Raw genomic sequence first — 25,874 nt, forward strand, 5'->3', positions numbered from 1 at the left:
GGCCCGACGGGAGTCTCCCGTCGGGCCCTTCCGCACGTCCGGGCGCGTCAGCCCTCCAGGAAGGCCTTGATCGCGCCGGCCAGCAGGTACGGGTCGTCCGCGCCGCACAGCTCGCGCGCCGAGTGCATGGACAGCGCCGCGATGCCGCAGTCGACCGTCCTGATGCCGAGGCGGGCCGCGGTGATCGGGCCGATCGTCGTGCCGCAGGGCATGGCGTTGTTGGAGACGAAGGACTGCCACGGCACGCCGGCCCGCTCGCAGGCCGCCGCGAACACGGCCCGGCCGACGCCGTCGGTCGCGTAGCGGTTGTTGACGTTGACCTTGAGGATCGGGCCGCCGTTCGGCATCGGGTGGTGGCCCGGCTCGTGCCGCTCGGTGTAGTTCGGGTGGATCGCGTGGCCCATGTCCGAGGAGAGGCAGACGGTGCCGGCCAGCGCCCGGGCGCGGTCCTCCGGGGAGCCGCCGCGCGCGTAGACGGTGCGGTCCAGGACGTTGCCGAGCAGCGGGCTCTGCGCGCCGGTGTCCGACTCGCTGCCGGTCTCCTCGTGGTCGAAGGCGGCCAGCACCGGGATGTACGGCAGGTCGGCGGCGCCCTCGGCGGTGGCGACGGCGGCGAGCGCCGCGGTGGCCGCGTGCACGGACAGCAGGTTGTCCAGGCGCGGGCCGGCCAGCAGCTCGCGGTCGCGGCCGAGGTAGGAGGCGGGCTGCACGTCGTGCGTCATGAGGTCCCAGCCGACCACGTCGGCCGGCTCCAGGCCGGCCCGCTGGGCGACGTAGGAGATCAGGCCGCCCTCGTCGACCGGGCCGAGGCCCCAGATCGGGGTGAGGTGGCGCTGCTTGTCGAGCTTCATGCCGTCGTTGACCTGGCGGTCCAGGTGGATCGCCAGCTGCGGCACGCGCAGCAGCGGCTCGTCCAGCTGCACCAGGCGCCAGCTACCGTCCTTCAGGGCCAGCCGGCCGGACAGGCCGAGGTCCCGGTCGAGCCAGGTGTTCAGCGGGACGCCGCCGTAGATCTCCACCGCGACCTGCCGCCAGCCGGCCGAGCCGGTGTCCGGCACCGGCTTGACCCGCAGGTTCGGCGAGTCGGTGTGCGTCCCGACCACGCGGAAGGGCGTCTCGGGCCCGGCGCCCTCGGGCAGGTACCAGGCGATGAGCGCGCCGCCGCGGATGACGTAGCGCCCACCGGCCGCGGCGTCCCACGCGTCCGTCTCGGCGACCTGCCGGAAGCCCGCCTTCTCCAGCCGCTCGGCGGCGCTCGCGACCGCGTGGTACGGGGAAGGCGAGGTTCCGAGGAACGCGATCAGATCATCGGTGTGCGTCCGGTCGAAGAACGCCTGTCGGGCGGCGGGCGACATACTGCTCCTGAGTCGATGGAGGGTCGGAGCCGAATGGGGGTCGGCTTCGCACCCTGAGCATATGCCCGTACACGGACAGGGCACTCGCAACGTCGCAACGGATGCGAAACACAGACACAACCGTGAAGTACCGTCGCCCCCAGCACCTTTCACCCAGTGAACGCCCCTGGTCGCAGACGGTCATCCGCCCGCCGGGGGCCGCGGGCGCCGGCGGTGGCGCGACGGACCGGCCGGGCGGCCGATTCCGGACCGCGGCGGCGTCCGGTCGACGATACTTCGGTGCAGTGAAGTCACCGTGGGGAGGGGCGCGTTGACCGCAACGACGATGACCGCCGGGGGCGCCGACGACGACGTCGCCGATCCACCGGCCGGGCCGTCCCGGGGTGCCCGGCGCAGGCGGGTGCTGGTGGGGGTGGCGGTGGCGGCGGCGCTGGTGGCGGTCGGCGGGCTGGGGGCCGCGGCGTTCGTGAAGTCGCCGGCCGAACGCGCGGCCCGGACGGCGCCGCCGCCGGAGAGCCTGCTCACCGCGCCCGTGGTGAGCCAGGTGCTGACGAGGTCGGTGACGGCGCGGGCGGTGGTGTACCCGCCGGCGCAGTACGACGTGGTGCCGTCGGCCGCGTCGCCGGAGATCACCCGGCTGTTCGTGTCGAAGCTCGGGGTCAGGACCGGGGACACCGCGGCGGCGGGTCGGCTGCTCGCGGAGGTGTCCGGGCAGCCGCTGTTCGCGCTGCCGGGGCCGGTGCCCGCGTACCGGGACGTCAAGCCGGGCGCCACCGGCCCGGACGTCGCCGAACTCCAGGACGCGCTGTCGGGGTTGGGGCACCCGATCGGCGACGACGACAAGGGGACGTTCGGCCCGGGGACGGCGGCGGCGGTGACGGCGTTCTACCGCGGGCTCGGCTACCCGGTGCCGACCACCGGCGCCACCACCCAGCAGGCGGTGGACACGGCGCAGAAGGCGGTGGACGCCGACCGCCGGACGGTGGACGGCCTCACCGAGCGGAAACGGGCCGGCGCCACCCGGGCACCCGCCCCCGCCCCGGCCGCCACTCCCGCCACACCCGCCACACCCCCGGCGACGGGCCCCGGTACCGACATCGACATCGACATCGACATCGACCAGCAACTGGCCGCCACCAGGAAGCAATTGGCCGCCGACCAGGTCGCACTGGAGAAGGCCAGGGCGGTGAACGGCCCGATGGTGCCCGCCGCCCACGTGCTGTTCCTGCCCGTGCTCCCGGCCGCCGTCACCGCCGTCAACGGATCGGTGGGCTCGCCCGCCGCCGGCACGCTGCTGTCGCTGACCAGCGGCGGCCTGGACGTCACCGGCCAGCTGACACCGGGCCAGGCTGCGGGCGTCAAGCCGGGCATGGCCGCGGAGATCCTCGCCGAGGACACCGGCACCACCGTGTCCGGCACGGTCACCGAGGTCGGCGCCCCGACGACCGCGCCCCCGGCCGGCAGGGTGATCACCCTCGGCGGCGGAGCGGCGGCACCCGGCGGCGCACCCCCGGGCGGGCCGGGCACGGTCGGCGGCGCGACGGGCGGCGCCGCCGGGGCACCACCCAACAACGCGGCCGGCACGCCGAGTTACATCCCCGTCACGATCACCCCGAGCGGCCCGCTCCCACCCGCCCTGAACGGGAAGAACGTCCGCCTCACGATCCGCCGGGACGCGGCGAGCGCCCCCGTCACCGCCGTCCCGGTGGCCGCCGTCTCGACCGACGCCGCCGGACGGACGTCCGTCACCAGGGTCGACGCGGCCGGCACCCGGACCACCGTCCCCGTGAGCACCGGCGTCTCCGCCGACGGCATGGTGGCCGTGACCCCGGCGGACGGCGCCGGACTGCGCCCCGGCGACCGGGTGGTGGTCGGGAAGTGACCCCCGGGCCCCCGGTCATCGCCCTCTCGGGCGTGGGCCGCACCCACCCCGGCCACCCGCCGGTGGTCGCCCTGCGCCCCTGCGACCTGACCGTCCGCCGCGGCGAGTACCTCGCCGTCACCGGCCCGTCCGGCTCCGGCAAGTCCACGCTGCTGCACCTGCTCGGCCTGCTCGACACCCCCACCACCGGCCGCTACGAGCTGGACGGCATCGACACCGGCGGCCTGCGCGACCGGGACCGCTCGACGCTGCGCGGGCGCCGGATCGGCTTCGTCTTCCAGTCCTTCCACCTGCTGGCGCACCGCACCGCGGCGGAGAACGTCGCCCTCGCCCAGGTCTACAACGGCACCCCGCCGCGGGCCCGCCGCGCCGCCGCCCTGGAGGCGCTGCGCCTGGTCGGGCTCGGCCACCGCACGGAGGCGCTGCCCGGCACGATGTCCGGCGGCGAGCGCCAGCGGGTGGCGATCGCCCGCGCCCTGGTGAACCGGCCGAGCCTGCTGCTGTGCGACGAGCCGACCGGGAACCTGGACTCGGCCGGCGCGGAGACCGTCCTGGAGCGGTTCGACGCCCTGCACGCCCAGGGCTACACGCTGGTGGTGATCACCCACGACCCGGCCGTCGCCGCGCGGGCCGACCGCCGGGTGGCCATCCGCGACGGCGTGCTGGCCGAGGCCGGGGCGGCGGCCCCGTGAGGCGCCGCCCCGCACTGCCCGGGCCGCCCTCCCGGCTGAGCCCGCGCGACCTCCTCGCCGAGGCGCTCGCCGGCGTCCTGCAGCGCCCCGCCCGCTCGGCGCTGACGATGCTGGGCACCGTGCTGGGCATCGGCGCGTTCGTCGCCGTGCTCGGCCTCACCGCGACGGCCGCCGGCCAGATCGGCGCCCGGTTCAGCCTGACCGCGGCGACCACCGTCACGGTGACCGGCCACCCGCGCACCGACGGCGCCGCCCCCGGCACCAACCCGCCGAGCGACTTCCCCGCGGACACCGACCGGCGCCTCGCCGCGATCGACGGCGTCCGGGCCGGCGGCGTCTGGTGGCCGCTCCCCGGCGCCCCGACGGTCTCCGCCCGGGCGGACGGCCCGGACGAGGGCGCCCGCCTGTCCGTGTTCGCGGCCACGCCGGGCGCCGTCGCCGCGATGGAGCCGACGCTGACGGCCGGCGTCACCATGGACCCGTTCGTCCAGCGGACGGCGCAGCCGGTGGTGCTGCTGAGCGAGGCCGCGGCGCGGCGCCTCGGGGTGAGCCGGCTGGACGCCCGGCCCGCGGTGTTCATCGACGCCGTCCCGTACACGGTGATCGGCGTCTACGCGGACGTCCGGCGGCAGCCGGGCGCCCTGCTCGGCCTGGTGATCCCCGCCAGTACGGCGCTGGAGCGCTACGGCGACCCGGCCCCGCAGCCGGACCGCGGCGTCCAGGCCCTGGTGGCGACCAGGGTCGGCGCGGCGCCGGTGGTGGCCGCGCAGATCCCGCTCGCCCTGCGGCCGGACACCCCGCAGGCGTTCACCGTCGTGCCGCCGCCGGACCCGCACGGCCTGCGGGACGGCGTGACCTCCGACCTGACCGGCCTGTTCCTGGGCCTGGCCGGGATCTGCCTGCTGGTCGGCGCGGTCGGCATCGCCAACACGACGCTGGTGGCCGTGCTGGAGCGGACGGAGGAGATCGGGCTGCGCCGCTCGCTGGGCGCCCGCACCGGCCACGTCGCGGCCCAGTTCCTCACCGAGTCGACCGCGCTGGGCACCCTGGGCGGCCTGGTCGGCACGAGCCTCGGCGTGGTGACGGTGGTCGGGGTCGCCGCCGCCCGCGGCTGGACCGCCGTGCTCCAGCCCGCCGCCACCCTGCCGGCCCCGCTGATCGGCACGCTGGTGGGTCTCCTGGCCGGCCTGTACCCGGCGCTCCGGGCGGCCCGCACGGACCCGCTGAAGGCCCTGCGGAGCGGTTGAACGGGGAATGGCGAAGGGCCCGACCGGTGGGTCGGGCCCTTCGCCATGAGGGTTTCGTCAGGTGGTTCGGGTAGCGCGAGGGCCTTAGAAGGCCTCCTCCGCCAGGTCCATGATCTCGTTGTCGATGCCCTCGGCGATCAGGCGCTGCGGGGCGACGGTCGGCAGGACGTTCTTGGCGAAGAAGCGGGCCGCCGCGACCTTGCCCTGGTAGAACGGGACGTCCTTCTCCGAGGCGCCGGCCTCCAGCTTGGCCAGGGCCACCGCGGCCTGGCGCAGCAGCAGCCAGCCGACCACGACGTCGCCGGAGACCATCAGCAGGCGGGTGGTGTTGAGGCCCACCTTGTACATGTTCTTGACGTCCTGCTCGACCGAGGAGAGGTCGGCCAGCAGCTTGCCGACGATGCCCTCCAGGTCGCCGGCGGCCTTGGCGAGCAGCTCGCGCTCGGCGGCCAGGGCGTCGCCGCCCTCGGCCGAGGCGAGGAACTTCTGGATCTGCTCGGACAGCGCGGTGAGGGCCTGGCCGCCGTCCTTGACGATCTTGCGGAAGAAGAAGTCCTGGCCCTGGATCGCCGTGGTGCCCTCGTAGAGGGTGTCGATCTTGGCGTCGCGGATGTACTGCTCGATCGGGTACTCCTGCAGGTAGCCGGAGCCACCGAAGGTCTGCAGGGACTGGGCGAGCTGCTCGTAGGACTTCTCCGAGCCGTAGCCCTTGACGATCGGCAGGAGCAGGTCGTTCAGGCGCTCGGCGGCCTCGTCGCGCTCACCGCGCAGCTTGGCGGCCATCATGTCGTCCTGGGTGGACGCGGTGAACAGGACCAGCGCGCGCATGCCCTCGGCGTAGGCCTTCTGGGTCAGCAGCGAGCGGCGCACGTCCGGGTGGTGGGTGATGGTGACGCGCGGGGCGGTCTTGTCCAGGAACTGCGAGATGTCGGCGCCCTGCACGCGCTCCTTGGCGTACTCCAGGGCGTTCAGGTAGCCGGTGGAGAGGGTGGCGATGGCCTTCGTGCCGACCATCATGCGGGCGAACTCGATGATCTTGAACATCTGGCGGATGCCGTCGACCTTCTCGCCGAGCAGCCAGCCCTTGGCCGGGTGCTTGGCACCGAAGGTCATCTCGCAGGTGTTCGAGGCCTTGAGGCCCATCTTGTGCTCGACGTTGGTGGCGTAGACGCCGTTGCGCTCGCCGAGCTCGCCGGTCTCCCAGTCGAAGTCGAACTTCGGGACGATGAACAGACCGAGGCCCTTGGTGCCCGGCTTACCGCCCTCGGGGCGGGCCAGCACCATGTGGATGATGTTCTCGGACATGTCGTGCTCACCCGAGGTGATGAAGCGCTTGACGCCCTCGATGTGCCAGGAGCCGTCCTCCTGCCGGATCGCCTTCGTGCGGCCGGCGCCCACGTCGGAGCCCGCGTCGGGCTCGGTGAGGACCATGGTGGAGCCCCACAGGCGGTCGGTCATCCGCTTGGCGACCTCCAGCTGCTCCTCGGTGCCCTCCTCGGCGATGACGCCGGCGAAGGCCGGGCCGGAGGAGTACATCCAGATGGCCGGGTTCGAGCCCAGGATCTGCTCGGCGAAGGCCCAGATCAGCGAGTTCGGGGTGACCTGGCCGCCGATGGACTCCGGGATGCCCAGGCGCCACCACTCGGCGTCCATGAAGGTCTGGTAGCTCTTCTTGAACGTGGCCGGGACCGGGGCGGTGTTGGTCTCCGGGTCGAAGACCGGCGGGTTGCGGTCGGCGTCGACGAAGGACGCGGCGAGGTCGTTCTCGGCCAGGCGCGCGATCTCGCTCAGGATGTTCTTCGCGGTCTCGACGTCCATGTCGGCGAACGGTCCGGTGCCGTACACCTGGTCGCGGCCGAACACCTCGAAGAGGTTGAACTCCACGTCCCGCAGGTTGGACTTGTAGTGACCCATGGCCGTTTTCTCCGGTTCGTCGCTTCCGGGTGACCGCCGCGTTCGGGCGTCCCGTACCCACCAGTAGGCATCATGATGCTACCCAGCGGTAACTTGGGCAAGCCCCCGGCGGTGAATCCGCTATGAACGTGGTCACGTCCCACAAGGCGGGACGACGACTCCTTGTCAGGATCGACGCCAGCACGGGCGGGTGCGCTCCCGCTAGCCTGTCCGTGTGTACGGATATGACCAGAACGCATACCCGGGCGACCCCTACCAGCAGCAGGCGGGTCCGCAGCCGGGCATGAACGGCATGCCCGGCGCCGACGCCTACGGCGCGCAGTCCCAGGCGTCCCAGCAGTCGCTCTACCCGGAACCGTCCCCGCCGTCCCTCGCGGACGCCGTCCGGGCCTTCACCACCGGGTCGATGGCCGTCGAGGACTTCCAGGCCATCTTCATCACCTCCAAGGTGCACTGCCCGCGCGGTGAGCGCCCCGGCTTCCTGGCGCTGCACAACACGCCCACGCCGGTGATCCCGATGTTCAGCTCGCTGAAGGAGCTGCGCCGCTACGCCGGCAAGGACTCCAAGCACTTCACCGTGACCGGCGCCGAGGTCCTGGACCTCCTGCCGACCGGCTACGGCTTCGCACTGGACATGGAGGGCGAGCACCGGATGGTCTTCGACGCGAAGGCCGTGGAGCAGATGGTGGACTTCACCATGCGCCGCATGTACGGCTGAGACAGCCTGGAGCGGGACGTCCGAAGCAGGAGCCGAACTCCGCCACACTCACATAGTTCAACTTTCAACTTGCTACTTGTTGAGAATTGAACTACTCTCGTGGACGTAGGCCAGAGGAACCCCCCGAAGGAGGCCGACATGCCCGCCGTGACCGTCGAGAACCCGCTGACCCTCCCGCGCGTCGCCACCCCCGACCCCGCCGCCACCAGTGCACGGCCCGTCCTCACCGTGGTCACCGCGCCCGAGGGCTTCGAGGGCGAGGGCTTCCCGGTGCGCCGCGCCTTCGCCAAGATCAACACCAAGTACCTCGACCCGTTCATCATGATGGACCAGATGGGCGAGGTGGAGTACGCCGCCGGCGAGCCCAAGGGCACGCCCTGGCACCCGCACCGCGGCTTCGAGACCGTCACCTACCTGATCGACGGCGAGTTCATCCACAAGGACTCGCACGGCGGCGGCGGCCACCTCGGCGGCGGCGACACCCAGTGGATGACGGCCGGCTCCGGCATCCTGCACATCGAGACCCCGCCGGAGTCGCTGGTGCTGTCCGGCGGCCTGTTCCACGGCATCCAGCTGTGGGTCAACCTCCCGGCGTCCGGCAAGATGACCGCCCCGCGCTACCAGGACATCCACGGCGGCCACGTCAAGCTGCTCTCCACCCCGGACGGCGGCTCGATCCTGCGGCTGATCGCGGGCGAGCTGGGCGGGTACCAGGGGCCGGGCGTCACCCACACCCCGATCACCCTGCTGCACGCCACCGTCACCCCGGGCGCTCAGATCACCCTGCCGTGGAAGCAGGACTTCAACGCGCTGGCGTACGTCCTGAACGGCGACGGCACGATCGGCGCCGAGCGCCGGCCGATTCGCAGCGGACAGGCCGCGGTGTTCGGCGAGGGCGACACGATCACCATCGCCGCCGACGCCAAGCAGGACTCCCGGCACCCCAACCTGGACGTCATCCTTCTGGGCGGGCAGCCGATCCGGGAGCCGGTCGCCTGGTACGGGCCGTTCGTCATGAACAGCCACCGCGAGCTGGAGCAGGCCATGCGGGACTTCCAGTCCGGCAGCTTCGGCCACCCGGTCGACTGACCGGACCCGCGGACCCGGACGCCTCGGTCGCCTACAGCAGCGCGTAGACGGCCGAGGCGTCGTCCTGCGCCTTGCCGCGCGGCCACCGCTCGCACGCGGCGTCCGCCCGCTCGACCTCGCGGACCTGGGCGATCAGCTCCCCCGGTCCCGACTCGGCGAGCAGCCGCAGGGCGTCCGCCCAGCTGCCCAGGCCGAAGCGCTCGGTGTAGCGCGAGGCGCCGTCGGTCAGCGCCGCCAGCGCCCGCAGGCGCTCCAGCCGGACGAAGCCCGTCTCGGCGTGCCCGGCCGCGCGCGGGCTGGCCGCGGCGATCCACGGGCCGTTCCCGGTGTTGCGCGCGGCGCGGACGGCGAGCGCGTACTCCATGTGCAGCGCGGCCCGCTCGGTGGAGCCGGGCACGGTCTGCCAGATCTGCCGGCGCAGGCCCTCGCCGCCGGGGAAGCGCTGGTTGTCCCCGATCACCCGCGGCGGGCCGTCCTTGAACTCCAGCACCAGCAGCGAGTCGCCGAGCACCAGGTACTCCAGCGACTCGCCGTGCCGCCGCGCGGCGACGACCATCGCGGCGGGCGTGTTCGGGTGGGCCAGGTCGCACCGGCCGCCGTGCAGCGCGGCCGTCTCGACGATGGCGTCGGCCAGGCACTCGGCGATCGAGCGGTCCACCCGGTCGGTGAGCCGGGCGAGCAGGTGCACGCCCAGCCGGCGGACGTACCAGGCCGTCCCGTGCCGGCAGCCGGACTCCAGGCCGGCCGGTGAGCTCGCACCGTCCAGCAGTACCAGCGCTTCCGGCGAAGCCGCCGCGAAGTCCTCGCTCTCGCGGCCGGGCCGCCGTGCTTCCCCTGCGAGCTGTAGCTGCATCCCGACAGTGTGGCCGCCTCCCCCGGCCCGCGCCCAGACCCTTGCGCCGGTGTGGCGCGAGCCGGGGCCCTCGGGGTGACCGGCGTCCGGTGGCAGCCGGGGCAATCCGGCCATACCGTCGGATACCGAGTGGACAATTCGGCCAATCAGGGCCGGTCGGGTTTGCGGTCCACCTTCGGGTGGCGGGCCGCACCCGGGACTGACGGTTCCGGCGGCCCCGCCCCCGACGGCTCCCGATCGACGAGGAGCGGGACATGTTCTGGCAGTTCATCGTGGTGCTGGCGGCCGGGCTCGGCTTCCCGAGCGCCGCACTGCTCTTCCTGATCGGCGGGCCGCGCTTCCCCGACGAGGAGCGCGGGCCCGAGCGGCCGCGCGGCTGACCGCCCGGCGGGGTCCGGGGCCCCGCCGGCTCAGGGCGTCCAGGCCGGGTCGCGGCCGAGCAGCGCCAGCGCGCGCTCGAACGGCCCGTGGGCGCCGTCCTGCCGGAGGCGCTCGCGGAACGCGCGGTCCGGCCCGCGGCTCTCCGGCCCGGCCGGGACCAGCTCGGACACCGACACCAGCGCCCCGGCCAGCACCGGGTCGGCGTCGACGGCCGCGGCGAGGCCGGACGGCGCGCCGAGGGCGGCCGCGACGTCCCAGCCGTGCACCAGCGTGTCGACGAGCTGGAAGCCCACCGCCAGCTCCAGCGGGAACGGGCCGCCGTCGCGGATCTCGGGCAGCCACAGCTTGCGGTCCGCCGCGGCGGCCTCGGCGAACGCCGCCTTGAGGTCCTCCGCCGTGCGCCGGAAGGCGCCAGCCGGGTCGTCGCCCACCGGGGCGTCGGCCCACAGCGCGAGGTCCGGCCCGGCGCCGCGCGCGGCGGCGGCGAAGCCCTGGTGCTGGCCGACCACGTGTTCCATCAGCCGGCGCAGGTTCCAGTCCCCGCACGGGGTCGCCAGCTCCAGGTGCTCCGGCGTGACGGTGTCGACGACCTCGGCGGCCAGTTCCACCGAGCGGGCGTACAGCGCTGTCAGTTCCATCGGATCGCACTCTCCTGGCCGGCGGCCACGCAGCCGACGGCTTGGTCGATGACGGTGGGTTCGGTGACGATCCTGCGGTGGCCCGGCCCCGGGTGAGCAGCAGGCCGGGCGGCCGCCGTGGGCGGCCTTGAGCCGGTGGGCGTGGTCCGGGCCGACCGCGGTGTCGCCCTCATCGTGCACGACGGGGATCCGGGCGTCGATCTCTTTCGGACTCTTCCCGGACGGTGAGCGGCGTCGAGGCGAGCTGCCACGGGTTCTCGACTCCGGCGAACGGCTCGCACTCCAGACGATGCGTCAAGCCCCGTTCCACTGCGGCATTGAGGCCCGGACCAGCCGACACCCCCTAGAGCGGGCGCTTCGCCAACTCCGTTTCCAGGAAGGCGGCGAAGGACAGCAGGGATTCGTCCCGCCCTGCCGCGCCGACGAGTTGGAGGCCCAGCGGCAGCCCGTCCGCCGTCCGTCCGGCGGGCAGGCTCACGGCGGGCAGGCCCAGATGGCTCCACGGCAGCGACATCACCCCGTCCCCCGTGCCGTGCAGGCCCTTCGGCGCCCCGCCGGTGGCGGACGGCGCCAGCCAGAGGTCCACCGCGTGCTCGCGCATCGACCCGGCGACCAGCTCGCGCAGGTGCTCGCGCGCCCGCAGCGCGGCCTCGTGGTCCTCCGGCGCGACGGCCTGGCCCTGCCGGATGCTCGCGACCGTCTCCGGGCGGTAGAGGGAGCCGAAGCGGGCGAACCAGTCGGCGTGGCTGCGGGCCAGCTCGAAGCGGTTGACCGTCTGCAACTGCCGGACGATCTCCTCGAACCCGATGCCGAAGCCCAGCCGCCGCACCGTCATCCCGGCCGCCTCGAACCGCTCCACCTGCGCGTCGTACGCCCGCAGCGCCTCCGCGTCGGCCCGCTCCAGGTACCGGCGGTCCGGCACGCCGAGCACCGGCGGCCTCCGGACGGCGCCCGCCCCGGCCCGCTCCCAGCCGTCGCAGAGCAGTCCGGCCGCCAGGGCCGCCCCGGCCACGTCCGCGGCGAACACGCCCAGCGTGTCGAAGGACGGCGCGTTCGGGATCACCCCCGCCATCGGGATCCGCCCGTACGTCGGCCGGAAGCCCACCACCCCGCAGTACGCGGCGGGCCGGATCACCGAGCCGACCGTCTGCGTCCCGACCGCGAGCGTCACCAGCCCCGCCGCGACCGCCGCCGCCGAACCGCTGCTCGACCCGCCCGGGGTGTGGTCCGGGTGGTGCGGATTGCGGGTCGGCCCCGGCGCGGTGGCCGCGAACTCGGCCGTCGCCGTCTTGCCCGCCACGAGCGCCCCGGCCGCCCGCAGCCGGTCCACGACGACGGCCTGCGGCCCGGCGAGCACGCCCGGCGGCAGGGCGGATCCGGCGTGGGTGGGCAGGCCGTCCACGTGGATGATGTCCTTGATCCCGACCGCCACCCCGTACAGCGGCGGCCGCCCGGCCGGCCCGGGGTACCTGCGGGCCAGCGCGCGGGCCTCCTCGTGCAGCCGGTGGTGGCGCCCCGGCTCGGGGACGAAGGCGTGGATCAGCGGGTCGATCCGCTCGACGCGGGCGCACAGCCGCTCGACGTACTCGGTCAACGGCGGGTCACCGGCGCGCAGTTCGGCGGCCTCGCGGGTCAGCGAGCGGGGCCGGACAAGGGGTTCCTCCATGCCGATCACGGTAGCCCGCGCGCCGGGGGCGCTACTGGTGCTCGGCGCCCAGGTACGGCGACTCGCGCAGGAAGTACGCCCCGCAGGTGTGGCAGCAGAGTTCGGGGGTCTTCCCCCAGTCCACCGCGTCCCGGACCGGCGCCCCCGCCTCCAGCTCCCGGCCGCACATCGCGACCTGCTCGGCACCCCGGACCACGTGCCACAGCCGCACCCCGTCCGACGGACCGCCGGCGCCGTACTCGGCTCGCATCTGGTGCATCATGCCCCCATCGTCCGACCCCCCGAACGGCCCGGCAACCGGGGCGGACCCGGGCCGGACCACGGGCCGCACCGAGCGTCCCTTTATATCGATCGTATTTCGACAGCCCCTGATCGAGATCAGGCCACCACCGGCCGGTATGGTTCGCGGGCGCGACCACCGCCGACGCCCCGCCGTCGCCGCCCCAAGTCGCCTGAAAACGGACAGAATTCACCCAAAGCTGGAGCATTGACCGTGCGCTCTTCCCGCCTCCTGGCCGCGTCCACCCTCGTGGCGCTCTCGCTCGGCGCCACGGTTGGCACCGCCACCGCGAGCGCCGTCGGCATCACGCCGACCCCGACCGCCACCGAGACCTCCACCTCGACGGCCGCCCCGGGCACCCCGGCGCCGACCGCCCCCACGGGCGCGCCGACCACCAAGCCGACCGGCCTGCCCAACCCGACGCCGACCAACAGCGACCGCTGCAACGGCGGCGTCTACCAGAGCGGGCTCCTCAAGGTCACCGGCACCGGCCTGTACGGCACCACCCTGGTCAAGGGCGGCCCGGCCGCCGAGGTCAGCCTGACCTGGGAGAACAACAGCGGCGCCGACCTGCCGGTCGTTCACAACTCGCTCTACCTCACCGACGAGATGCAGGAGCGCCCGGTCGACTGGAGCCCGGAGTTCTTCACCGTCCAGCTGAAGACCGCCGGCGGCTGGAAGCAGCTGACCGACAAGGACCGCGTCCTGCAGATGCAGGACTTCAAGCTGGCCAAGGGCGAGAAGTTCACCGTCCAGCTGCGGATCGCCGCCAACGCCAAGGCCCCGGCCGGGAAGTACGGCGGCAACTACGAGGCCGGCTCGGACGCGTTCGACAACGACAAGGTCCCCACCCCGGCCAACACCAAGCCGAACGCCTGCACCCAGTTCCTCGCCGACTTCGAGGGCAACTTCCAGGTCGCCGAGGCGGGTGCCGCCACCGCCCCGGCCACCGCCGCCCCGGCCGCCACCACCCCGGCCACCGCCGCCTCCGCGTCGCCGTCCGCCCCGGCCGCCGCGGGCCCGCACCTGGCCGAGACTGGTGCCTCGTCCACCACCCTGCCGATCGCCGTCGGCGGTGCCGCGGTGCTCGTCGCGGGCGCCGGCACCCTGTTCTTCCTGCGCCGTCGCAAGGCCGGCACGAACAGCTGACCAATTCACCGGGGGGCGGGGACAACCGTTCCCGCCCCCCGGTGGTCTTCCCAGCCGGAGTAGCGACACCCGACCCCACCGCTGGAGCCCCGACCATGCGTTCCCCCCGGTTGCCCGCCGCCTGCGCCCTGCTCGTGCTCACCACCGGCACCGTCGCCGCCGGCGCCGCCCCGGCCCTCGCCGACCCGGCCCCCACGACCTCGGCGGGCCCGACCGCCCCGGCCACCGGGGAACCGACCGCGCCCGCCACCGCTCCGGCAGCGACGCCCACCGCGACCGGCACGCCCACCGCCGCCGCGACCCCGACGGCCACTGGCTCGCCGTGGCCCTACAACTGCCCCGAGGGCCCGATGGCCGCCCCGATGCCGGCCACCGCCGCCGGCCCGGCCGGCGGCGCCGTGGTGACCGGCGGAGCACCCGGCGAGCTCTCGGTGACCTTCGACAACACCAGCAGCGCCACGGTCCGTGAGCTGGCCACGACCTTCACGCTGGCCGGCAAGGACGGCGCGGCCACCGGGCTCGACGTCAAGCTGCGCGCGCCCGGCGGCGACTGGAAGCCGCTCACGGGGACGAACACCGGCACCTACGGGATCGAGCACGGCCAGAAGCTGACCCTCCAGGTGCGGGTGACGGCCGGAGCGGGCGCGGCGCCCGGGGACTACCGCTTCGCGTTCGCGGCCAGGTCCGAGGTGCTGCCGATCGGTTCGGCCCCGGCGAAGAAGTACACCTGCCCCCAGCTGACCGCGAGCACCGGCGGCACCTTCACGGTGACCGACCACGCCCCGGCCGGGGCCTCCGGCACGACCGCCCCGGCCGCCGCACCGAGCCCGGCCCGCACCGCCGACCGGCTCGCCGACACCGGCGGCGGCACCGGCTCCACCCCCATCGCGGTCACCGGCGCCGCCACCATCGCGCTGGGCGCCGCCCTCCTGCTGCTCACCCGCCGCCGCACCACCGCGGTCGAAGAGGACTGATCCGGGGGGCGACTACGACGCCGCCTGGAGCAGCGCGCCGTCCTGCCACTTGAGGATCTTGTCGAAGCTCACGATCGCCCCTCGCAGGGGGTGGTTGCGGAGCTGGACGTGGTCGGTGAGCGCGTGGATGAGGAAGAGGCCCCGGCCGGATTCGGCGGTGAGGTCGGGGAGGGTGTCGAGGTCCACCGGACGCAGCGTCGGGGGCTGGGGGCGACAGGGCAGGACGTGGGTGTCGTAGGGGCGGCCGTCGCGGCGCGGGCGGTGCCCGGTCAGCACCCGGGCGGGGACGGTCGCGCGCCCGCGGCGGGAGCGGCGCGGGGCCGGGTGGGCCTGCGCCTGGGGCGGGGCCGGCGGGCGGCGCCGGGGCAGCGGCGAGGGGGCCGCGGTCGGCGCGGGCAGGCCCGGGCCGGAGTCGGTGACCTCGATCCGCAGGCGGTCGCCGCAGATCGACGCGGTGACCTGGAAGCCCTCGTCGGGCCGCCCGCCGGCGCCGTGCTCGACGGCGTTGGCGCAGGCCTCGCTGAGCGCGACGCCGAGGTCGTCGGCGATCTGCGGGTCGACGCCCGCCGTCGCCATGGCACCGAGCAGGATGCGCCGGGCCAGCGGAACGCTGGCCGGGTCGCGCTTGAGGTGCAGAGTCCACCAGATGTCCACGGGAGGTCCCTCCTGGCTGCGGCTCCACATACAACTAGGTATCTCCGGCCGTTCCGCCGGTGAACCGTGACGGAGGTCCGCGACCGCCCGTTCGGCGGATGGACTGGCGCGGTGGTCTGTGCCGAGCGGCGCACACGCGAGCGCACGCGCCTCGGCCGGACGGGGGATTCGTAGGCATTTCCCACCCTGCCCCCGGTGGCGTGGTAGGCGATGAGATGATGGCCCGGCCATGACTGCCCTCGCCGCCGCCCCACACCCGGGCGCCCCCGCACCGGACGCGCCGGTGGGGGCCGCCGCCTGGGACCTGCGGCTTGCCAGGGCCGTTCCGTTCGCCCTCGTCTGCACCCTGATCGCGGCCGCCGGGCACGCCCTGACGGGCGGCGGCGACGTCGCCCCGCCCGCCCTCGCGACGGGCTTCGCGGCGGTGCTGGTGCTCGCGGTGGCGTTCGGCGGGCGGGAGCGTTCGCTGGCGGCCATCGCCGGTGCACTGGGCGCGGGCCAGCTGGGTCTGCACTGCCTCTTCCACGGCTTCGGCGCCCTCGTCGGCGACTCCGGCGCCGGGTCGATGGCCGGGATGCACCACGGCGCTTCCGGCCCGCTGACCCTGCCGCAGGTGGCCGGCCGGCTGATCTGCAACGAGGCGCACCCGGGCACGCTGACCGGACTGCCGGGCGGTCCGACGGCCGAGCAGCTGGTGTCGTCGGCCGGGCTGGACCCGGCCGCGTTCCCGGCCGTGCCGTGGTGGCAGGGCGGCGTGTTCGGCATGACGCCGGCGATGCTGGCGGGCCACCTGGCCGCGGCCCTGGTGGCCGGCTGGTGGCTGCGGCGCGGCGAGGCGGCGCTGTGGCGGCTGGTGCGGGTGGCCGCGACGGCCGCGCGCGAGCACTGGGCGGCGCCCCTGCGGTCGGCGTTCGCGCTGGTCGCGGCGCTGCTGCGGGGTCTGTTCGGGGCGGCGGGCCCGGCCCGCCGGTTCGGTGTCCGGGGCGGGGAGCACCCGCTGCCCGGGGGTGCCGTGCTGCGGCACAGCGTGGTGCGGCGCGGGCCGCCGGCCGGGGTGTTCGCGTACTGACCAGCCCCCTGGTGCCCCGTTCCTGCCGGGCACCGGGCGTGCGCAGGTCGCCGGGCCGCACCCGCGTTCACGTCGCGGCGGTCCGTGCGCCGTTCCACCCCCACCCGTCCCCACGCGCGGACCCCGACCGGGCCTGATCCCGGCGGGCCGGTCCGCCGAGCTCCGAACGGAGACCCCGAACCCATGCGTTCCCTTCCCACCCGCCGCATCGCCGCCGCCCTCGCCGTCGCCGCCACTTCCGTCGTGGTGCTGGCCGGACCGGCCTTCGCGCACGTCACCGTGAACCCGGGCTCGGCCGCCCAGGGCGGTTACACGGCCGTCGACTTCCGGGTGCCGAACGAGAGCGACTCGGCGAGCACCGTGAAGCTCGAGGTCAACCTCCCGCTGGACCACCCGCTCGCCTCGGTCCGGACGCTGCCGATGCCGGGCTGGACCGCGACCGTCGAGAAGGCCAAGCTCGACAAGCCGATCAAGGTGCACGGCGCCGACGTCAACGAGGCCGTCTCCAAGATCACCTGGACCGCCGACGCCGGCACCAAGATCGCCCCCGGGCAGTTCCAGGAGTTCCGCGTCTCGCTCGGCCCGCTGCCGTCCGACGCCGACAGCATGGCCTTCAAGGCCCTGCAGACCTACGACAACGGCGACGTCGTCCGCTGGATCGACGAGTCCCAGGCCGGCCAGCCCGAGCCGGCCCACCCCGCGCCCGTCCTGAAGCTCACCAAGGCCGCCAGCGACGACGGCCACGGCGCCTCCGCCACCGCCTCCCCGGCCGCGGGCGGCCACGGGCACGGCGACAGCGCCGACCAGGCCCAGGCCTCGGACGGCGACAAGAAGAGCAGCGACTCCACCGCCCGGGTGCTCGGCGTCGTCGGCATCGTCGTCGGCGTGATCGGCACCGCCGTCGGCGTGATCGGCCTGCGCCGCAAGAGCGGCACCGCCTCCTGACCCCCGCCGGCGGACCACCGCGCACGATCGGAACCCGCATGCCCCGCACCACCCGCACCACCCGCCTGGCCGGCGCGGCCGCCGTCGCCCTGGCCGCCGCCCTCACGCTGACCGCCTGCGGGTCCTCCGGCGGCGGCTCGACCGCCGCCAAGGTGACGCAGCAGAAGGACGCGACGCCGTACGAGGGCACCAAGCTCGCCAAGAACTTCGAGAAGCCGGACCTGACGCTGACCGACACCTCCGGCCAGCCCTTCGACCTGCGCCAGCGCACCAGCGGCAAGAGCCTGCTGCTGTTCTTCGGCTACACCAGCTGCCCGGACGTCTGCCCGACCACCATGGGCGACATCGGCGTCGCCATGAAGGGCCTCTCCCCCGAGGAGCGGCAGAAGATCGACGTCGTGTTCGTCTCCACCGACCCGCAGCGCGACACTCCCAAGGTGCTGCGCACCTGGCTCGACTCGATGGGCAGCGACTTCATAGGCCTCACCGGCGACCTGGAGAAGGTCAAGACCGCCGCCAGGTCGCTCGGCATCATGATCGAGGACCCGGTGGTCAACGCGGACGGCACCGTGACCTCCACCCACGGCGCGCAGGTGCTGGCCTTCCTCCCCTCGGACGACAAGGCGCACGTGCTGTACATGAGCGGCACCGAGGTGAAGACCTACCAGCACGACCTGCCGCTGCTCGCCAAGGGGGTCGCGGCATGACGATGCTCGGCTTCCGCCGGACGGCGCTCACCGGCGCGGTGCTGGCGACGGCCCTGGGCGGCGGCGCCTTCCTGGCCGCCTGCGGGGCGGGCGGCCAGGACGGTGCCGCCGGCGGGGCGGCCAGGCTGAGCGTCGCCGACTCCTACATCCCGCTGCCCCCGGCGGGCGGGATGGCGGCCGGCTACCTGACCGTGCGCAACGACGGCGGCGAGGACCAGCTGGTCAAGGTGACCAGCCCGGGCGCCGGATCGGTGACCATGCACCAGTCGACGGCGTCGACCATGGAGCAGGTCGACCGCCTGGACGTGCCCGCGCACGGGGCGCTGCAGTTCACCCGGGGCGGCACCCATCTCATGATCATGGGTTGGCAGAAGGCCCCGGCCCTCGGGGACGAGCTGGAGCTCGACCTGACCTTCGCCAAGTCCGGCACCATCTCCGTCAAGGTGCCGGTCAAGGAGCTCACCTACCGTCCCGGCCAGAGTTAGGGTCCGCCAGCATGGAGAAGGCCTCGCACCGCCGGATCGCAGCCCCGCGCACCGCCCCCCGCCGCATCGCCGGCCTGCTCGGCCTGCTCGGCGCGCTGTTCGCGCTGATGCTCGCCGGCGCCGTCCCGGCCTCCGCGCACGCCACCCTGGAGTCCACCGACCCGCACCAGAACTCGGTGCTCGCCACCGCCCCGCAGGCGGTCACCCTGACCTTCAGCGAGGGCGTGTCGCTCTCCGGCGACTCGGTCCGGGTGCTCGACCCGGCCGGCAAGGCGGTCGACACCGGCAACCCGGGGCACGCCGACGGCAGGACCGACACGGCCCGGGTCGGGCTCAACCCCGGCCTCGCCAACGGCACGTACACGGTGGCCTGGCGGGCCGTCTCGGAGGACTCCCACCCCGTCGGCGGCGCGTTCACCTTCTCCATCGGCGCGCCCTCGGACACCTCGGTGTCCGCCACCGCGCTCCAGGGCGCCAAGGCGGACGGCGTGGTCGCCGCGCTGTACGGCACCGGGCGCACCGTCGCGTACGTCGCGTTCGCACTGCTCGCCGGCGCCGCCGCGTTCACGCTGATCTGCTGGCCCGCCGGGGTGGCCCGGCGCTCGGTGCAGCGGCTGCTGATGACCGGCTGGGTGGCGCTGCTGGTGTCCACCGTCGCGGTGCTGATGCTGCGCGGGCCCTACGAGCGCGGTTCGGGGATCGGGCAGGCCCTCGACCTGTCGCTGGTGCGCACCACGCTGGACGAGCGGATCGGCACCGCGCTGGCCGCCCGGCTGCTGCTGCTCGCGGCGAGCGGGGTGTTCCTGTCGCTGCTGGTCGGCCAGTTGGGGCAGCCGGGCCCGGAGGGCGAGGACGAGCACGGCGACGGAGGCGACGACTCGAGCGCCGGGGCCCCCGGGGCCGCCGAGAACGCCGAGGCCGCCGAACTGCGCGAGCTGGAGCGGCGCGCCGCCCGGCGCCCGCAGCGGGAGGCCCGGATCGGGCTCGGCGTCGGCGGGCTGGTGCTGGCGGTCGCCCTCGCGGCGACCTGGGTCGGCGCGGACCACGCCTCGGTGGGCATCCAGGTCTGGCTGGCGCTGCCGCTCGGCCTGCTGCACCTGATCGCGATGGCGTTCTGGCTGGGCGGCCTCGCCTCGCTGCTGGTCGCGCTGCGCGAGGGCGTCGGCGCGGAGGTCGTCGATCGCTTCTCCAAGATCGCGTTCGGCTCGGTCGCGGTGCTCGTCGTCACCGGCGTCTACCAGTCCTGGCGCGGCCTCGGCAGCTGGGGCGCACTGACCGGCACCGAGTACGGGCGGCTGCTGCTGGTGAAGACCGGCTGCGTGGTCGCGATGCTCGGCGTCGCCTGGATCTCCCGCTCCTGGCTGGCCCGGCTGCGCTCGGCCCCGGCCGAGGCCGCCGAGGTCGAACCGGCCGAACTGCCGGAGCCGGTGGCCGTCGCGGCGCACTCCGAGGACCCGGTCCGCCGGGCCCAGCTGGAGCGCCAGCGGGCCGCCGTGGCGAGCGCCGGCCGGGCGCGCGGCCTGACCCCGACCCGGGCCGGGCTGCGCCGCTCGGTGCTGGTCGAGGCGGCGGTCGCGGTGGCCGTGCTGGTGGTCACCACGATGCTGACCAACTCCCCGCCCGGGCGGGTCGCGGGCGAGGTCGGGGCCGGGGGCGCCGCGGCGCCGGCGGCCGGCGGGGCCGCTCCCGCGCAGACCCAGCCGGGCCGCACCGTGGAGCTCAAGCTCCCGTACGACACCAAGGGCCGCACCCCGAACGCCAAGGGCACCGCGACGGTGACCGTCAACCCGGCGGGGACCGGCTCCAACGAGGTGAAGCTCGCGCTGGACGGCGCCGACGGCAAGCCGGTGGACGTCCCCGAGGTGCAGCTCGCCTTCACCCTGCCGGACCGCGACCTCGGCCCGCTGCCCGTGCCGCTGACCCCCGAGGGCACCGGCCGCTGGAGCGGCACCGCGCAGCTGCCGCTGGCCGGGGAGTGGGTGGTGTCGGTGCAGATCCGCTCCTCCGACATCGACCAGACCACCCCGACGAAGTCCCTGAAGATCGGCTGAGCATGACCGACAGCACCACCGGCAGCGCCACCGCACGGACCGGCTTCACCCGGCGCGCCCTGCTCGGCACCGCCGGCGCGGGGCTGGTCGTCGGCACCGGCGCCGGGGTCGCCGGGGCGGTGGCCCTGGAGCGCCCGGCCGCCGGCGGCGGGCCGGGCGGCGGCCCGGCGCTCGGCGCGGCCCGGGTCCCGTTCTTCGGCGAGCACCAGGCCGGCATCCTCGAACCGCAGCAGGCCCGGGTCCAGCTCGCCGCCTTCGACCTGGCCGACGGCGCCGGGCGGGACGGGCTGCGCGGCCTGCTCCGGCGCTGGTCGCGCACGGCGGCCCGGCTGACCGCCGGGGAGCCGGCCGAGGAGTTCGAGAACCAGATCGCGCTGGACGCCGGCCCCTGCTCGCTGACGCTCACCTTCGGCTTCGGGGCCGCCCTGTTCGACAAGGCCGGGCTGGCCGACCACCGACCGGCCGCCCTCGAACCGCTGCCCGCCTTCCCCGGCGACGCGCTCGACCCGGCGCGCGGCGACGGCGACCTGTTCGTCCAGATCGGCGCCGACGACGCCCTCGTGGCCGTGCACGCCCTGCGGGTGCTCCAGCGCCAGGCGGCCGGGACGGCCTCGCTGCGCTGGCAGTGCGGCGGCTTCGCCCGCACCCCGGGCGCCACCCCGCACCCGATGACCGGCCGCAACCTGATGGGCCAGATCGACGGCAGCAACAATCCGAAGCCCGCCGACGACGGCTTCGCCGCCAAGGTGTTCGCCGCCGCCGGGGGCGACCAGCCGGCCTGGGCGGCCGGCGGCTCCTACCTGGTGTTCCGGCGGATCCGGATGCTGCTCGACCACTGGGAGGCGCTGCCGGTGGACCGCCAGGAGCGGGTGATCGGGCGGCGCAAGTCGGACGGCGCGCCGCTCGGCACGCCCGCCGGGGCCGGGGAGCACGCCGCGGTGGACCTGTCCGCCCAGGACGGGGACGGCGCCCTGGCGATCCCCTCCGACGCGCACATCCGGGTCGCCGCACCGGCCTCCAACGGCGGCGCGGCCATGCTGCGGCGCGGATTCTCGTACCACGACGGCCTGTTGGCGGACGGTTCGCCGGACGCCGGACTGCTCTTCCTCGCCTTCCAGGCCGACCCGCGCAAGGGCTTCACCCCGGTGCAGCGCAAACTGTCCCGCGGCGACGGCCTCTCCCGCTTCCTGCGGCACGAGGCGAGCGGCCTGTACGTCGTGCCGCCCGGCGCCCCGCAGGGCGGGTACGTGGGGCAGCAGCTGCTGGACGCCTGAACCCACCGCCCGCCGCCGGCGCCGGGCGGCGCGACCGCCGAACTGCTGGACGGCGGCGGCGGATCCCGCCCATCGGAACGCTTTCCTGGGCGGGGAACGGAGTGGCTATGGTGGCTACTTCGACCTGACGAGACGGAGACGGCATGTCGGCCACCCGCTACACCTACCTCGGCCCGGCGGGCACCTTCACCGAGGCGGCCCTGCGCACCCTGCCCGAGGCGGCGACCCGGGAGCTGGTGCCGCTGGCCTCGGTGCCGCTGGTGCTGGACGCGGTGCGCGGCGGCGAGGCCTCCGGCGCCTTCGTGCCGATCGAGAACTCCGTCGAGGGCGCCGTCACCGCGACCAGCGACGAACTCGCCTCCGGCACACCGCTCATGATCTACCGTGAGGTGCTGCTGCCGATCTCCTTCGCGCTGCTGGTGCGCCCCGGCACGGAGCTGTCGGAGGTCAAGACCGTCACCAGCCACCCGGTGGCCCAGCCGCAGGTGCGGCGCTGGATGGCGGCCAACCTGCCGGACGCGCGGTGGGAGGCGGCCGCGTCCAACGCGGACGGCGCCCGGCTGGTGGCCGAGGGCCGCTACGACGGCGCGTTCGCGGGCGAGTTCGCGGCGCCGATCTACGGGCTGGACCCGCTGGTCAAGGAGATCGCCGACGCGCAGAACGCGACCACCCGGTTCGTCCTGGTCGGCAAGCCGGGGCGGGTCTCGTCGCCGACCGGGGCGGACAAGACCTCGATGGTGGCCTGGCTGCCGGACGACCACCCCGGTGCGCTGCTGGAGCTGCTCCAGGAGTTCGCGGTGCGCGGGATCAACCTGATGCGGATCGAGTCCCGGCCGACCGGCGAGGGGCTGGGCAGCTACTGCTTCCTCATCGACTGCGAGGGCCACCTGTCCGAGCGGCGGGTGGGCGAGGCGCTGATGGGCCTCAAGCGGATCTGCCCGCAGGTGCGTTTCCTCGGCTCCTATCCCCGCGCCGACCGGCAGGAGTCCTCGCACCGGCGGCCCGGGACCTCGGACGAGGATTTCGCGGCGGCGGCCGACTGGCTCTCGCGCGCCCTCGACGGCCGCGGCGACATCTGAGCGACACCCTTTGTCTTTCTGACCTTTTCCGACCGTTTTCGCCCGGACCCTCCGGACGGGGCGGGTGACCGCACCCGTCGTCCACAGGCGCGTCCGGACCCGGAACCCGCTGTCCACAGGGCCACCCGCTATCCACAGCCGAAAGTTATCCACAGGCCTGGGGATGAGTCGACAAACCGGTATAGCCACTGCGCAGAACGGTCAGATCATCGGTTTGCTTCGCAGAGTTGACTAATCGGACCAGAGTCACCCGCCTGCCAGCAAATCACCCGTTCCAGTGCTTCAATTCCCTCGCCCGAGAAGGTCGAATGAGGTTTGAAACCTCAATTCCTTGGTTCGACCGCCCGGAGGGCTGCGTTCCACAAGGATCCACAGCCTCGGCCCCACGCCTGTGGATAACTCACGTCCGACGGGTTCCCCACAGGAGTTATCCACAGGCGGAACCGAGTTATCCCCAGGGGAAAACCGGTACCGGTGGACGAGCCCCCGCCCGGTAGGCTTGGGCGCGTGATTGACCTTCGCCTGCTCCGTGAGGACCCTGACCGAGTGCGCGCCTCGCAGCGCGTCCGTGGCGAGGACGTCGACCTGGTCGACGCCCTCCTCTCCGCCGACGAGCGGCGCCGGTCCTCGGGCACCCGTTTCGACGAACTGCGCAGCGAGCAGCGACTGCTGGGCAAGCAGGTCGCCCAGGCCAAGGGCGACGAGAAGGCCGCCCTGCTGCAGCGCACCAAGGACCTGGCCGCCGAGGTCAAGGCCGCGGACGCCGAACAGGGCGCCGCCAAGGAGGAGGCCGACCGCCTGCTCCGCTCGCTGGCGAACCTCATCGACCCGGCCGCCCCGGTCGGCGGCGAGGAGGACTTCGTCACCCTGGAGGAGATCGGCACCCCGCGCGACTTCGCCGCCGAGGGCTTCGAGCCCCGCGACCACGTCGAGCTCGGCCAGATCCTGGGCGCGATCGACACCGAGCGCGGCGCCAAGGTCGCCGGTGCCCGCTCGTACTACCTGACCGGCGTCGGCGCGCTGCTGGAGCTCGCCCTGGTCAACATGGCCTTCGCGCAGGCGACCGCGGCCGGCTTCATCCCGATGATCACCCCGACCCTGGTCCGCCCGGCCGCCATGGACGGCACCGGCTTCCTGGGCCAGGCCGCCGAGAACGTGTACCACCTCAAGGAGGAGGACCGTTACCTCGTCGGCACCAGCGAGGTCCCGCTCGCGGCGTACCACATGGACGAGATCATCGAGGCCGAGAAGCTGCCGCTGCGCTACGCCGGCTACTCGTCCTGCTTCCGCCGCGAGGCCGGCACCTACGGCAAGGACACCCGCGGCATCATCCGCGTCCACCAGTTCGAGAAGGTGGAGATGTTCGTCTACACCACTCCCGAGGACGCCGAGAACGAGCACCGCCGCCTGCTCCAGTGGGAGAAGGACTTCCTCAACGCGCTGGAGCTGCCCTACCGGGTGATCGATGTCGCCTCCGGCGACCTCGGCGCCTCGGCGGCCCGCAAGTTCGACATCGAGGCCTGGATCCCCACCCAGGGCAAGTACCGCGAGGTCACCTCGACCTCCAACACCACCGAGTACCAGTCCCGCCGACTGGCCATCCGGATGCGCGAGGAGGGCAAGACCCGCCCGCTCGCCACCCTGAACGGCACGCTGGTCGCCGTCCCGCGCACCATCGTGGCGATCCTGGAGAACCACCAGCAGGCCGACGGCTCGGTGGTCGTGCCGGAGGCGCTGCGGCCGTTCCTCGGTGGGCGCACCGTCCTCGAACCGGTCGCCAAGTAGCCCGCACCACCAGCAACTCCCGGGAGACGCACGGCCCATGAGCACCACCAGCCCCAGCCCCGTCTCCCTCGGCGACGACGCCCCGCGCGGTGGCGGCCTGCCCTTCCGGCTGGTCGCCACCGACCTCGACGGCACCCTGCTGACCGGCGAGGAGACCGTCTCCGCGCGCACCCGCGCCGCCCTGGCCACGGCCACCGGCGCGGGCGCGCTGCACATCGTCGTCACCGGCCGCTCCGCCGTCTGGGCCCGGCCGGTGTTCGACGAGATCGGCTACACCGGGATAGCGGTCTGCGGCCAGGGCGCCCAGGTCTACGACGCCGGCGCGCACAAGCTGCTCACCTCGCTCACCCTGGACCGCCGGCTCGCCGCGGTCGCCATCACCAAGATCGAGGCCGAGACCGGCCCGCTGGCGGTGGCCGCCAACCAGGACGGGCTGGACGGCCAGGTCCTCGCCGGGCCCGGCTACGAGCTGCTGATCGGCTCCGACCTGCCGGTGGTCCGGGTCGAGCGGGACGAACTGCTCACCACCCCGATCAGCAAGCTCTACATCCAGCACCCCGGCCTGACCGACGACGCCCTCGCCGAGGCCGCCCGCCGCGTCGCCGGGGACCTGGTCGGCGTCGTCATGGCCGGCGCCGGCGTGGTCGAGCTGCTGCCGCTCGGCCTGTCCAAGGCCACCGGGCTGGCCGTCGCCGCCCGCCGCCTCGGGGTGCGCGCCGCCGACACCATCGCCTTCGGCGACATGCCCAACGACGTGCCGATGTTCGGCTGGGCCGCGCACGGCGTCGCGATGGCCAACGCCCACGAGGAGCTCCTGGCCGTGGCCGACGAGGTCACCGCGAGCAACGACGAGGACGGCGTGGCCGTCGTCCTGGAGCGCCTCTACCCGGCCCGCTGAGCGGCCGGGGCCTTCCCCGTCCCGGACCCGTCGCCGAACCTTCACCCCCAGTTGTAGGATGACCGGGCAAGCGGTTGTAGGATGACCGA

The 25,874-nt window shown here is 74.3% G+C and carries 24 protein-coding genes; 17 read left to right on the forward strand and 7 right to left on the reverse strand.

Annotated features, from left to right (window positions below):
* Positions 1 to 47: 47 nt before the first annotated feature.
* Complete coding sequence (locus ACFVU9_RS32575) at positions 48 to 1,355, reverse strand: M18 family aminopeptidase (protein WP_380440717.1); 1,308 nt, start codon at positions 1,353 to 1,355, stop codon at positions 48 to 50.
* A gap of 310 nt (positions 1,356 to 1,665) precedes the next feature.
* On the opposite strand from ACFVU9_RS32575, the gene ACFVU9_RS32580 reads away from it, so the two are divergent.
* The 3 genes from ACFVU9_RS32580 to ACFVU9_RS32590 are packed head-to-tail and all read left to right on the forward strand — an operon-like array spanning position 1,666 to position 5,176.
* Positions 1,666 to 3,237, forward strand: a complete 1,572-nt coding sequence (locus ACFVU9_RS32580) for a peptidoglycan-binding protein (RefSeq protein ID WP_387599630.1) — start codon at positions 1,666 to 1,668, stop codon at positions 3,235 to 3,237.
* Positions 3,234 to 3,929, forward strand: a complete 696-nt coding sequence (locus tag ACFVU9_RS32585; RefSeq protein WP_387599632.1) for an ABC transporter ATP-binding protein — start codon at positions 3,234 to 3,236, stop codon at positions 3,927 to 3,929. Before ACFVU9_RS32580 ends, ACFVU9_RS32585 begins: the two co-directional genes overlap by 4 nt.
* Positions 3,926 to 5,176 carry an ABC transporter permease gene (locus tag ACFVU9_RS32590; RefSeq protein WP_387599635.1) on the forward strand — a complete coding sequence of 417 codons (1,251 nt, stop codon included), beginning with the start codon at positions 3,926 to 3,928 and terminating at the stop codon, positions 5,174 to 5,176. The genes ACFVU9_RS32585 and ACFVU9_RS32590 overlap by 4 nt, the downstream gene beginning before the upstream one ends.
* Before the next feature lie 84 nt (positions 5,177 to 5,260).
* On the opposite strand, the gene ACFVU9_RS32595 is transcribed toward ACFVU9_RS32590, so the two are convergent.
* Positions 5,261 to 7,090, reverse strand: a complete 1,830-nt coding sequence (locus ACFVU9_RS32595) for an acyl-CoA dehydrogenase (RefSeq protein WP_380497143.1) — start codon at positions 7,088 to 7,090, stop codon at positions 5,261 to 5,263.
* Between the two features lie 214 nt (positions 7,091 to 7,304).
* Here ACFVU9_RS32595 and ACFVU9_RS32600 point away from each other — a divergent pair, with 214 nt between their 5' ends.
* Both ACFVU9_RS32600 and ACFVU9_RS32605 read left to right on the forward strand, forming a co-directional pair.
* Positions 7,305 to 7,808: an SseB family protein gene (locus tag ACFVU9_RS32600; RefSeq protein WP_380440727.1), complete on the forward strand. Its 504-nt coding sequence runs from the start codon at positions 7,305 to 7,307 to the stop codon at positions 7,806 to 7,808.
* 138 nt (positions 7,809 to 7,946) lie between these two features.
* Entirely contained in the window at positions 7,947 to 8,897 is a 951-nt protein-coding gene (locus ACFVU9_RS32605) for a pirin family protein (RefSeq protein ID WP_387599639.1), read from the forward strand.
* Between the two features lie 31 nt (positions 8,898 to 8,928).
* Here the strand turns inward: ACFVU9_RS32605 and ACFVU9_RS32610 are convergent, their stop codons facing one another.
* Positions 8,929 to 9,750 carry an integrase gene (locus ACFVU9_RS32610; RefSeq protein ID WP_380440731.1) on the reverse strand — a complete coding sequence of 274 codons (822 nt, stop codon included), beginning with the start codon at positions 9,748 to 9,750 and terminating at the stop codon, positions 8,929 to 8,931.
* A gap of 254 nt (positions 9,751 to 10,004) precedes the next feature.
* On the opposite strand from ACFVU9_RS32610, the gene ACFVU9_RS32615 reads away from it, so the two are divergent.
* Positions 10,005 to 10,130: a hypothetical protein gene (locus ACFVU9_RS32615; RefSeq protein WP_380440733.1), complete on the forward strand. Its 126-nt coding sequence runs from the start codon at positions 10,005 to 10,007 to the stop codon at positions 10,128 to 10,130.
* A 30-nt stretch (positions 10,131 to 10,160) separates the two neighbouring features.
* Here ACFVU9_RS32615 and ACFVU9_RS32620 read toward each other — a convergent pair whose 3' ends face one another.
* The 3 genes from ACFVU9_RS32620 to ACFVU9_RS32630 form a co-directional block, all read right to left on the reverse strand.
* On the reverse strand, positions 10,161 to 10,769 hold the full coding sequence (locus tag ACFVU9_RS32620) for a TIGR03086 family metal-binding protein (RefSeq protein ID WP_380440735.1): 609 nt from the start codon (positions 10,767 to 10,769) through the stop codon (positions 10,161 to 10,163).
* A gap of 343 nt (positions 10,770 to 11,112) precedes the next feature.
* Complete coding sequence (locus ACFVU9_RS32625; protein ID WP_387599642.1) at positions 11,113 to 12,435, reverse strand: amidase; 1,323 nt, start codon at positions 12,433 to 12,435, stop codon at positions 11,113 to 11,115.
* 31 nt (positions 12,436 to 12,466) lie between these two features.
* Positions 12,467 to 12,697, reverse strand: a complete 231-nt coding sequence (locus ACFVU9_RS32630) for a hypothetical protein (RefSeq protein ID WP_380440739.1) — start codon at positions 12,695 to 12,697, stop codon at positions 12,467 to 12,469.
* A 231-nt stretch (positions 12,698 to 12,928) separates the two neighbouring features.
* Here ACFVU9_RS32630 and ACFVU9_RS32635 point away from each other — a divergent pair, with 231 nt between their 5' ends.
* Positions 12,929 to 13,864, forward strand: a complete 936-nt coding sequence (locus tag ACFVU9_RS32635; RefSeq protein ID WP_387599645.1) for an LAETG motif-containing sortase-dependent surface protein — start codon at positions 12,929 to 12,931, stop codon at positions 13,862 to 13,864.
* A 95-nt stretch (positions 13,865 to 13,959) separates the two neighbouring features.
* The gene (locus tag ACFVU9_RS32640; protein ID WP_387599648.1) at positions 13,960 to 14,838 is read left to right on the forward strand and encodes an NEW3 domain-containing protein; all 879 of its coding nucleotides are present in this window, start codon (positions 13,960 to 13,962) and stop codon (positions 14,836 to 14,838) included.
* Positions 14,839 to 14,850: 12 nt separating this feature from the next.
* On the opposite strand, the gene ACFVU9_RS32645 is transcribed toward ACFVU9_RS32640, so the two are convergent.
* The gene (locus ACFVU9_RS32645; protein WP_380440745.1) at positions 14,851 to 15,492 is read right to left on the reverse strand and encodes an ATP-binding protein; all 642 of its coding nucleotides are present in this window, start codon (positions 15,490 to 15,492) and stop codon (positions 14,851 to 14,853) included.
* Between the two features lie 229 nt (positions 15,493 to 15,721).
* On the opposite strand from ACFVU9_RS32645, the gene ACFVU9_RS32650 reads away from it, so the two are divergent.
* The 9 genes from ACFVU9_RS32650 to ACFVU9_RS32690 all read left to right on the forward strand — a co-directional run bounded on the left by ACFVU9_RS32650 (position 15,722) and on the right by ACFVU9_RS32690 (position 25,785).
* Positions 15,722 to 16,561, forward strand: a complete 840-nt coding sequence (locus ACFVU9_RS32650; protein ID WP_387599651.1) for a hypothetical protein — start codon at positions 15,722 to 15,724, stop codon at positions 16,559 to 16,561.
* Between the two features lie 183 nt (positions 16,562 to 16,744).
* A complete protein-coding gene (locus tag ACFVU9_RS32655; protein WP_387599654.1) occupies positions 16,745 to 17,506 on the forward strand; it encodes a YcnI family protein in 762 nt (253 codons plus the stop codon).
* Positions 17,507 to 17,544: 38 nt separating this feature from the next.
* On the forward strand, positions 17,545 to 18,213 hold the full coding sequence (locus tag ACFVU9_RS32660; protein ID WP_380498804.1) for an SCO family protein: 669 nt from the start codon (positions 17,545 to 17,547) through the stop codon (positions 18,211 to 18,213).
* Positions 18,210 to 18,698, forward strand: coding sequence for a copper chaperone PCu(A)C (locus tag ACFVU9_RS32665; RefSeq protein ID WP_380440752.1), 489 nt, complete (start codon positions 18,210 to 18,212; stop codon positions 18,696 to 18,698). Before ACFVU9_RS32660 ends, ACFVU9_RS32665 begins: the two co-directional genes overlap by 4 nt.
* An 11-nt stretch (positions 18,699 to 18,709) precedes the next feature.
* Positions 18,710 to 20,749 carry a FixH family protein gene (locus ACFVU9_RS32670; protein WP_380440753.1) on the forward strand — a complete coding sequence of 680 codons (2,040 nt, stop codon included), beginning with the start codon at positions 18,710 to 18,712 and terminating at the stop codon, positions 20,747 to 20,749.
* 2 nt (positions 20,750 to 20,751) lie between these two features.
* Positions 20,752 to 22,023, forward strand: a complete 1,272-nt coding sequence (gene efeB, locus ACFVU9_RS32675) for an iron uptake transporter deferrochelatase/peroxidase subunit (protein ID WP_387599658.1) — start codon at positions 20,752 to 20,754, stop codon at positions 22,021 to 22,023.
* A 143-nt stretch (positions 22,024 to 22,166) separates the two neighbouring features.
* Positions 22,167 to 23,102: a prephenate dehydratase gene (pheA, locus tag ACFVU9_RS32680; RefSeq protein ID WP_380439588.1), complete on the forward strand. Its 936-nt coding sequence runs from the start codon at positions 22,167 to 22,169 to the stop codon at positions 23,100 to 23,102.
* 507 nt (positions 23,103 to 23,609) lie between these two features.
* Positions 23,610 to 24,887, forward strand: coding sequence for a serine--tRNA ligase (serS, locus tag ACFVU9_RS32685; protein ID WP_359968686.1), 1,278 nt, complete (start codon positions 23,610 to 23,612; stop codon positions 24,885 to 24,887).
* A 37-nt stretch (positions 24,888 to 24,924) separates the two neighbouring features.
* Positions 24,925 to 25,785 (forward strand): HAD family hydrolase, encoded by an 861-nt coding sequence (locus ACFVU9_RS32690; RefSeq protein WP_380498808.1) that lies wholly within the window; start codon positions 24,925 to 24,927, stop codon positions 25,783 to 25,785.
* Positions 25,786 to 25,874: the final 89 nt, after the last annotated feature.

Origin of the sequence: Kitasatospora sp. NPDC057936 (genome assembly GCF_042887525.1) — a bacterium.
In the GTDB taxonomy this organism is placed as follows: Bacteria; Actinomycetota; Actinomycetes; order Streptomycetales; family Streptomycetaceae; genus Kitasatospora.

Excerpts from the sequence above, each read along its gene's own strand:
- ACFVU9_RS32640 (WP_387599648.1), top strand. The coding sequence starts at position 13,960 with ATGCGTTCCCCCCGGTTGCCCGCCGCCTGCGCCCTGCTCGTGCTCACC.
- ACFVU9_RS32595 (WP_380497143.1), bottom strand. The coding sequence starts at position 7,090 with ATGGGTCACTACAAGTCCAACCTGCGGGACGTGGAGTTCAACCTCTTC.
- ACFVU9_RS32650 (WP_387599651.1), top strand. The coding sequence starts at position 15,722 with ATGACTGCCCTCGCCGCCGCCCCACACCCGGGCGCCCCCGCACCGGAC.
- ACFVU9_RS32615 (WP_380440733.1), top strand. The coding sequence starts at position 10,005 with ATGTTCTGGCAGTTCATCGTGGTGCTGGCGGCCGGGCTCGGCTTCCCG.
- ACFVU9_RS32605 (WP_387599639.1), top strand. The coding sequence starts at position 7,947 with ATGCCCGCCGTGACCGTCGAGAACCCGCTGACCCTCCCGCGCGTCGCC.
- ACFVU9_RS32660 (WP_380498804.1), top strand. The coding sequence starts at position 17,545 with ATGCCCCGCACCACCCGCACCACCCGCCTGGCCGGCGCGGCCGCCGTC.
- ACFVU9_RS32610 (WP_380440731.1), bottom strand. The coding sequence starts at position 9,750 with ATGCAGCTACAGCTCGCAGGGGAAGCACGGCGGCCCGGCCGCGAGAGC.
- ACFVU9_RS32655 (WP_387599654.1), top strand. The coding sequence starts at position 16,745 with ATGCGTTCCCTTCCCACCCGCCGCATCGCCGCCGCCCTCGCCGTCGCC.
- ACFVU9_RS32575 (WP_380440717.1), bottom strand. The coding sequence starts at position 1,355 with ATGTCGCCCGCCGCCCGACAGGCGTTCTTCGACCGGACGCACACCGAT.
- ACFVU9_RS32620 (WP_380440735.1), bottom strand. The coding sequence starts at position 10,769 with ATGGAACTGACAGCGCTGTACGCCCGCTCGGTGGAACTGGCCGCCGAG.
- efeB (WP_387599658.1), top strand. The coding sequence starts at position 20,752 with ATGACCGACAGCACCACCGGCAGCGCCACCGCACGGACCGGCTTCACC.
- ACFVU9_RS32665 (WP_380440752.1), top strand. The coding sequence starts at position 18,210 with ATGACGATGCTCGGCTTCCGCCGGACGGCGCTCACCGGCGCGGTGCTG.
- ACFVU9_RS32690 (WP_380498808.1), top strand. The coding sequence starts at position 24,925 with ATGAGCACCACCAGCCCCAGCCCCGTCTCCCTCGGCGACGACGCCCCG.
- ACFVU9_RS32670 (WP_380440753.1), top strand. The coding sequence starts at position 18,710 with ATGGAGAAGGCCTCGCACCGCCGGATCGCAGCCCCGCGCACCGCCCCC.
- ACFVU9_RS32630 (WP_380440739.1), bottom strand. The coding sequence starts at position 12,697 with ATGATGCACCAGATGCGAGCCGAGTACGGCGCCGGCGGTCCGTCGGAC.
- ACFVU9_RS32625 (WP_387599642.1), bottom strand. The coding sequence starts at position 12,435 with ATGGAGGAACCCCTTGTCCGGCCCCGCTCGCTGACCCGCGAGGCCGCC.
- pheA (WP_380439588.1), top strand. The coding sequence starts at position 22,167 with ATGTCGGCCACCCGCTACACCTACCTCGGCCCGGCGGGCACCTTCACC.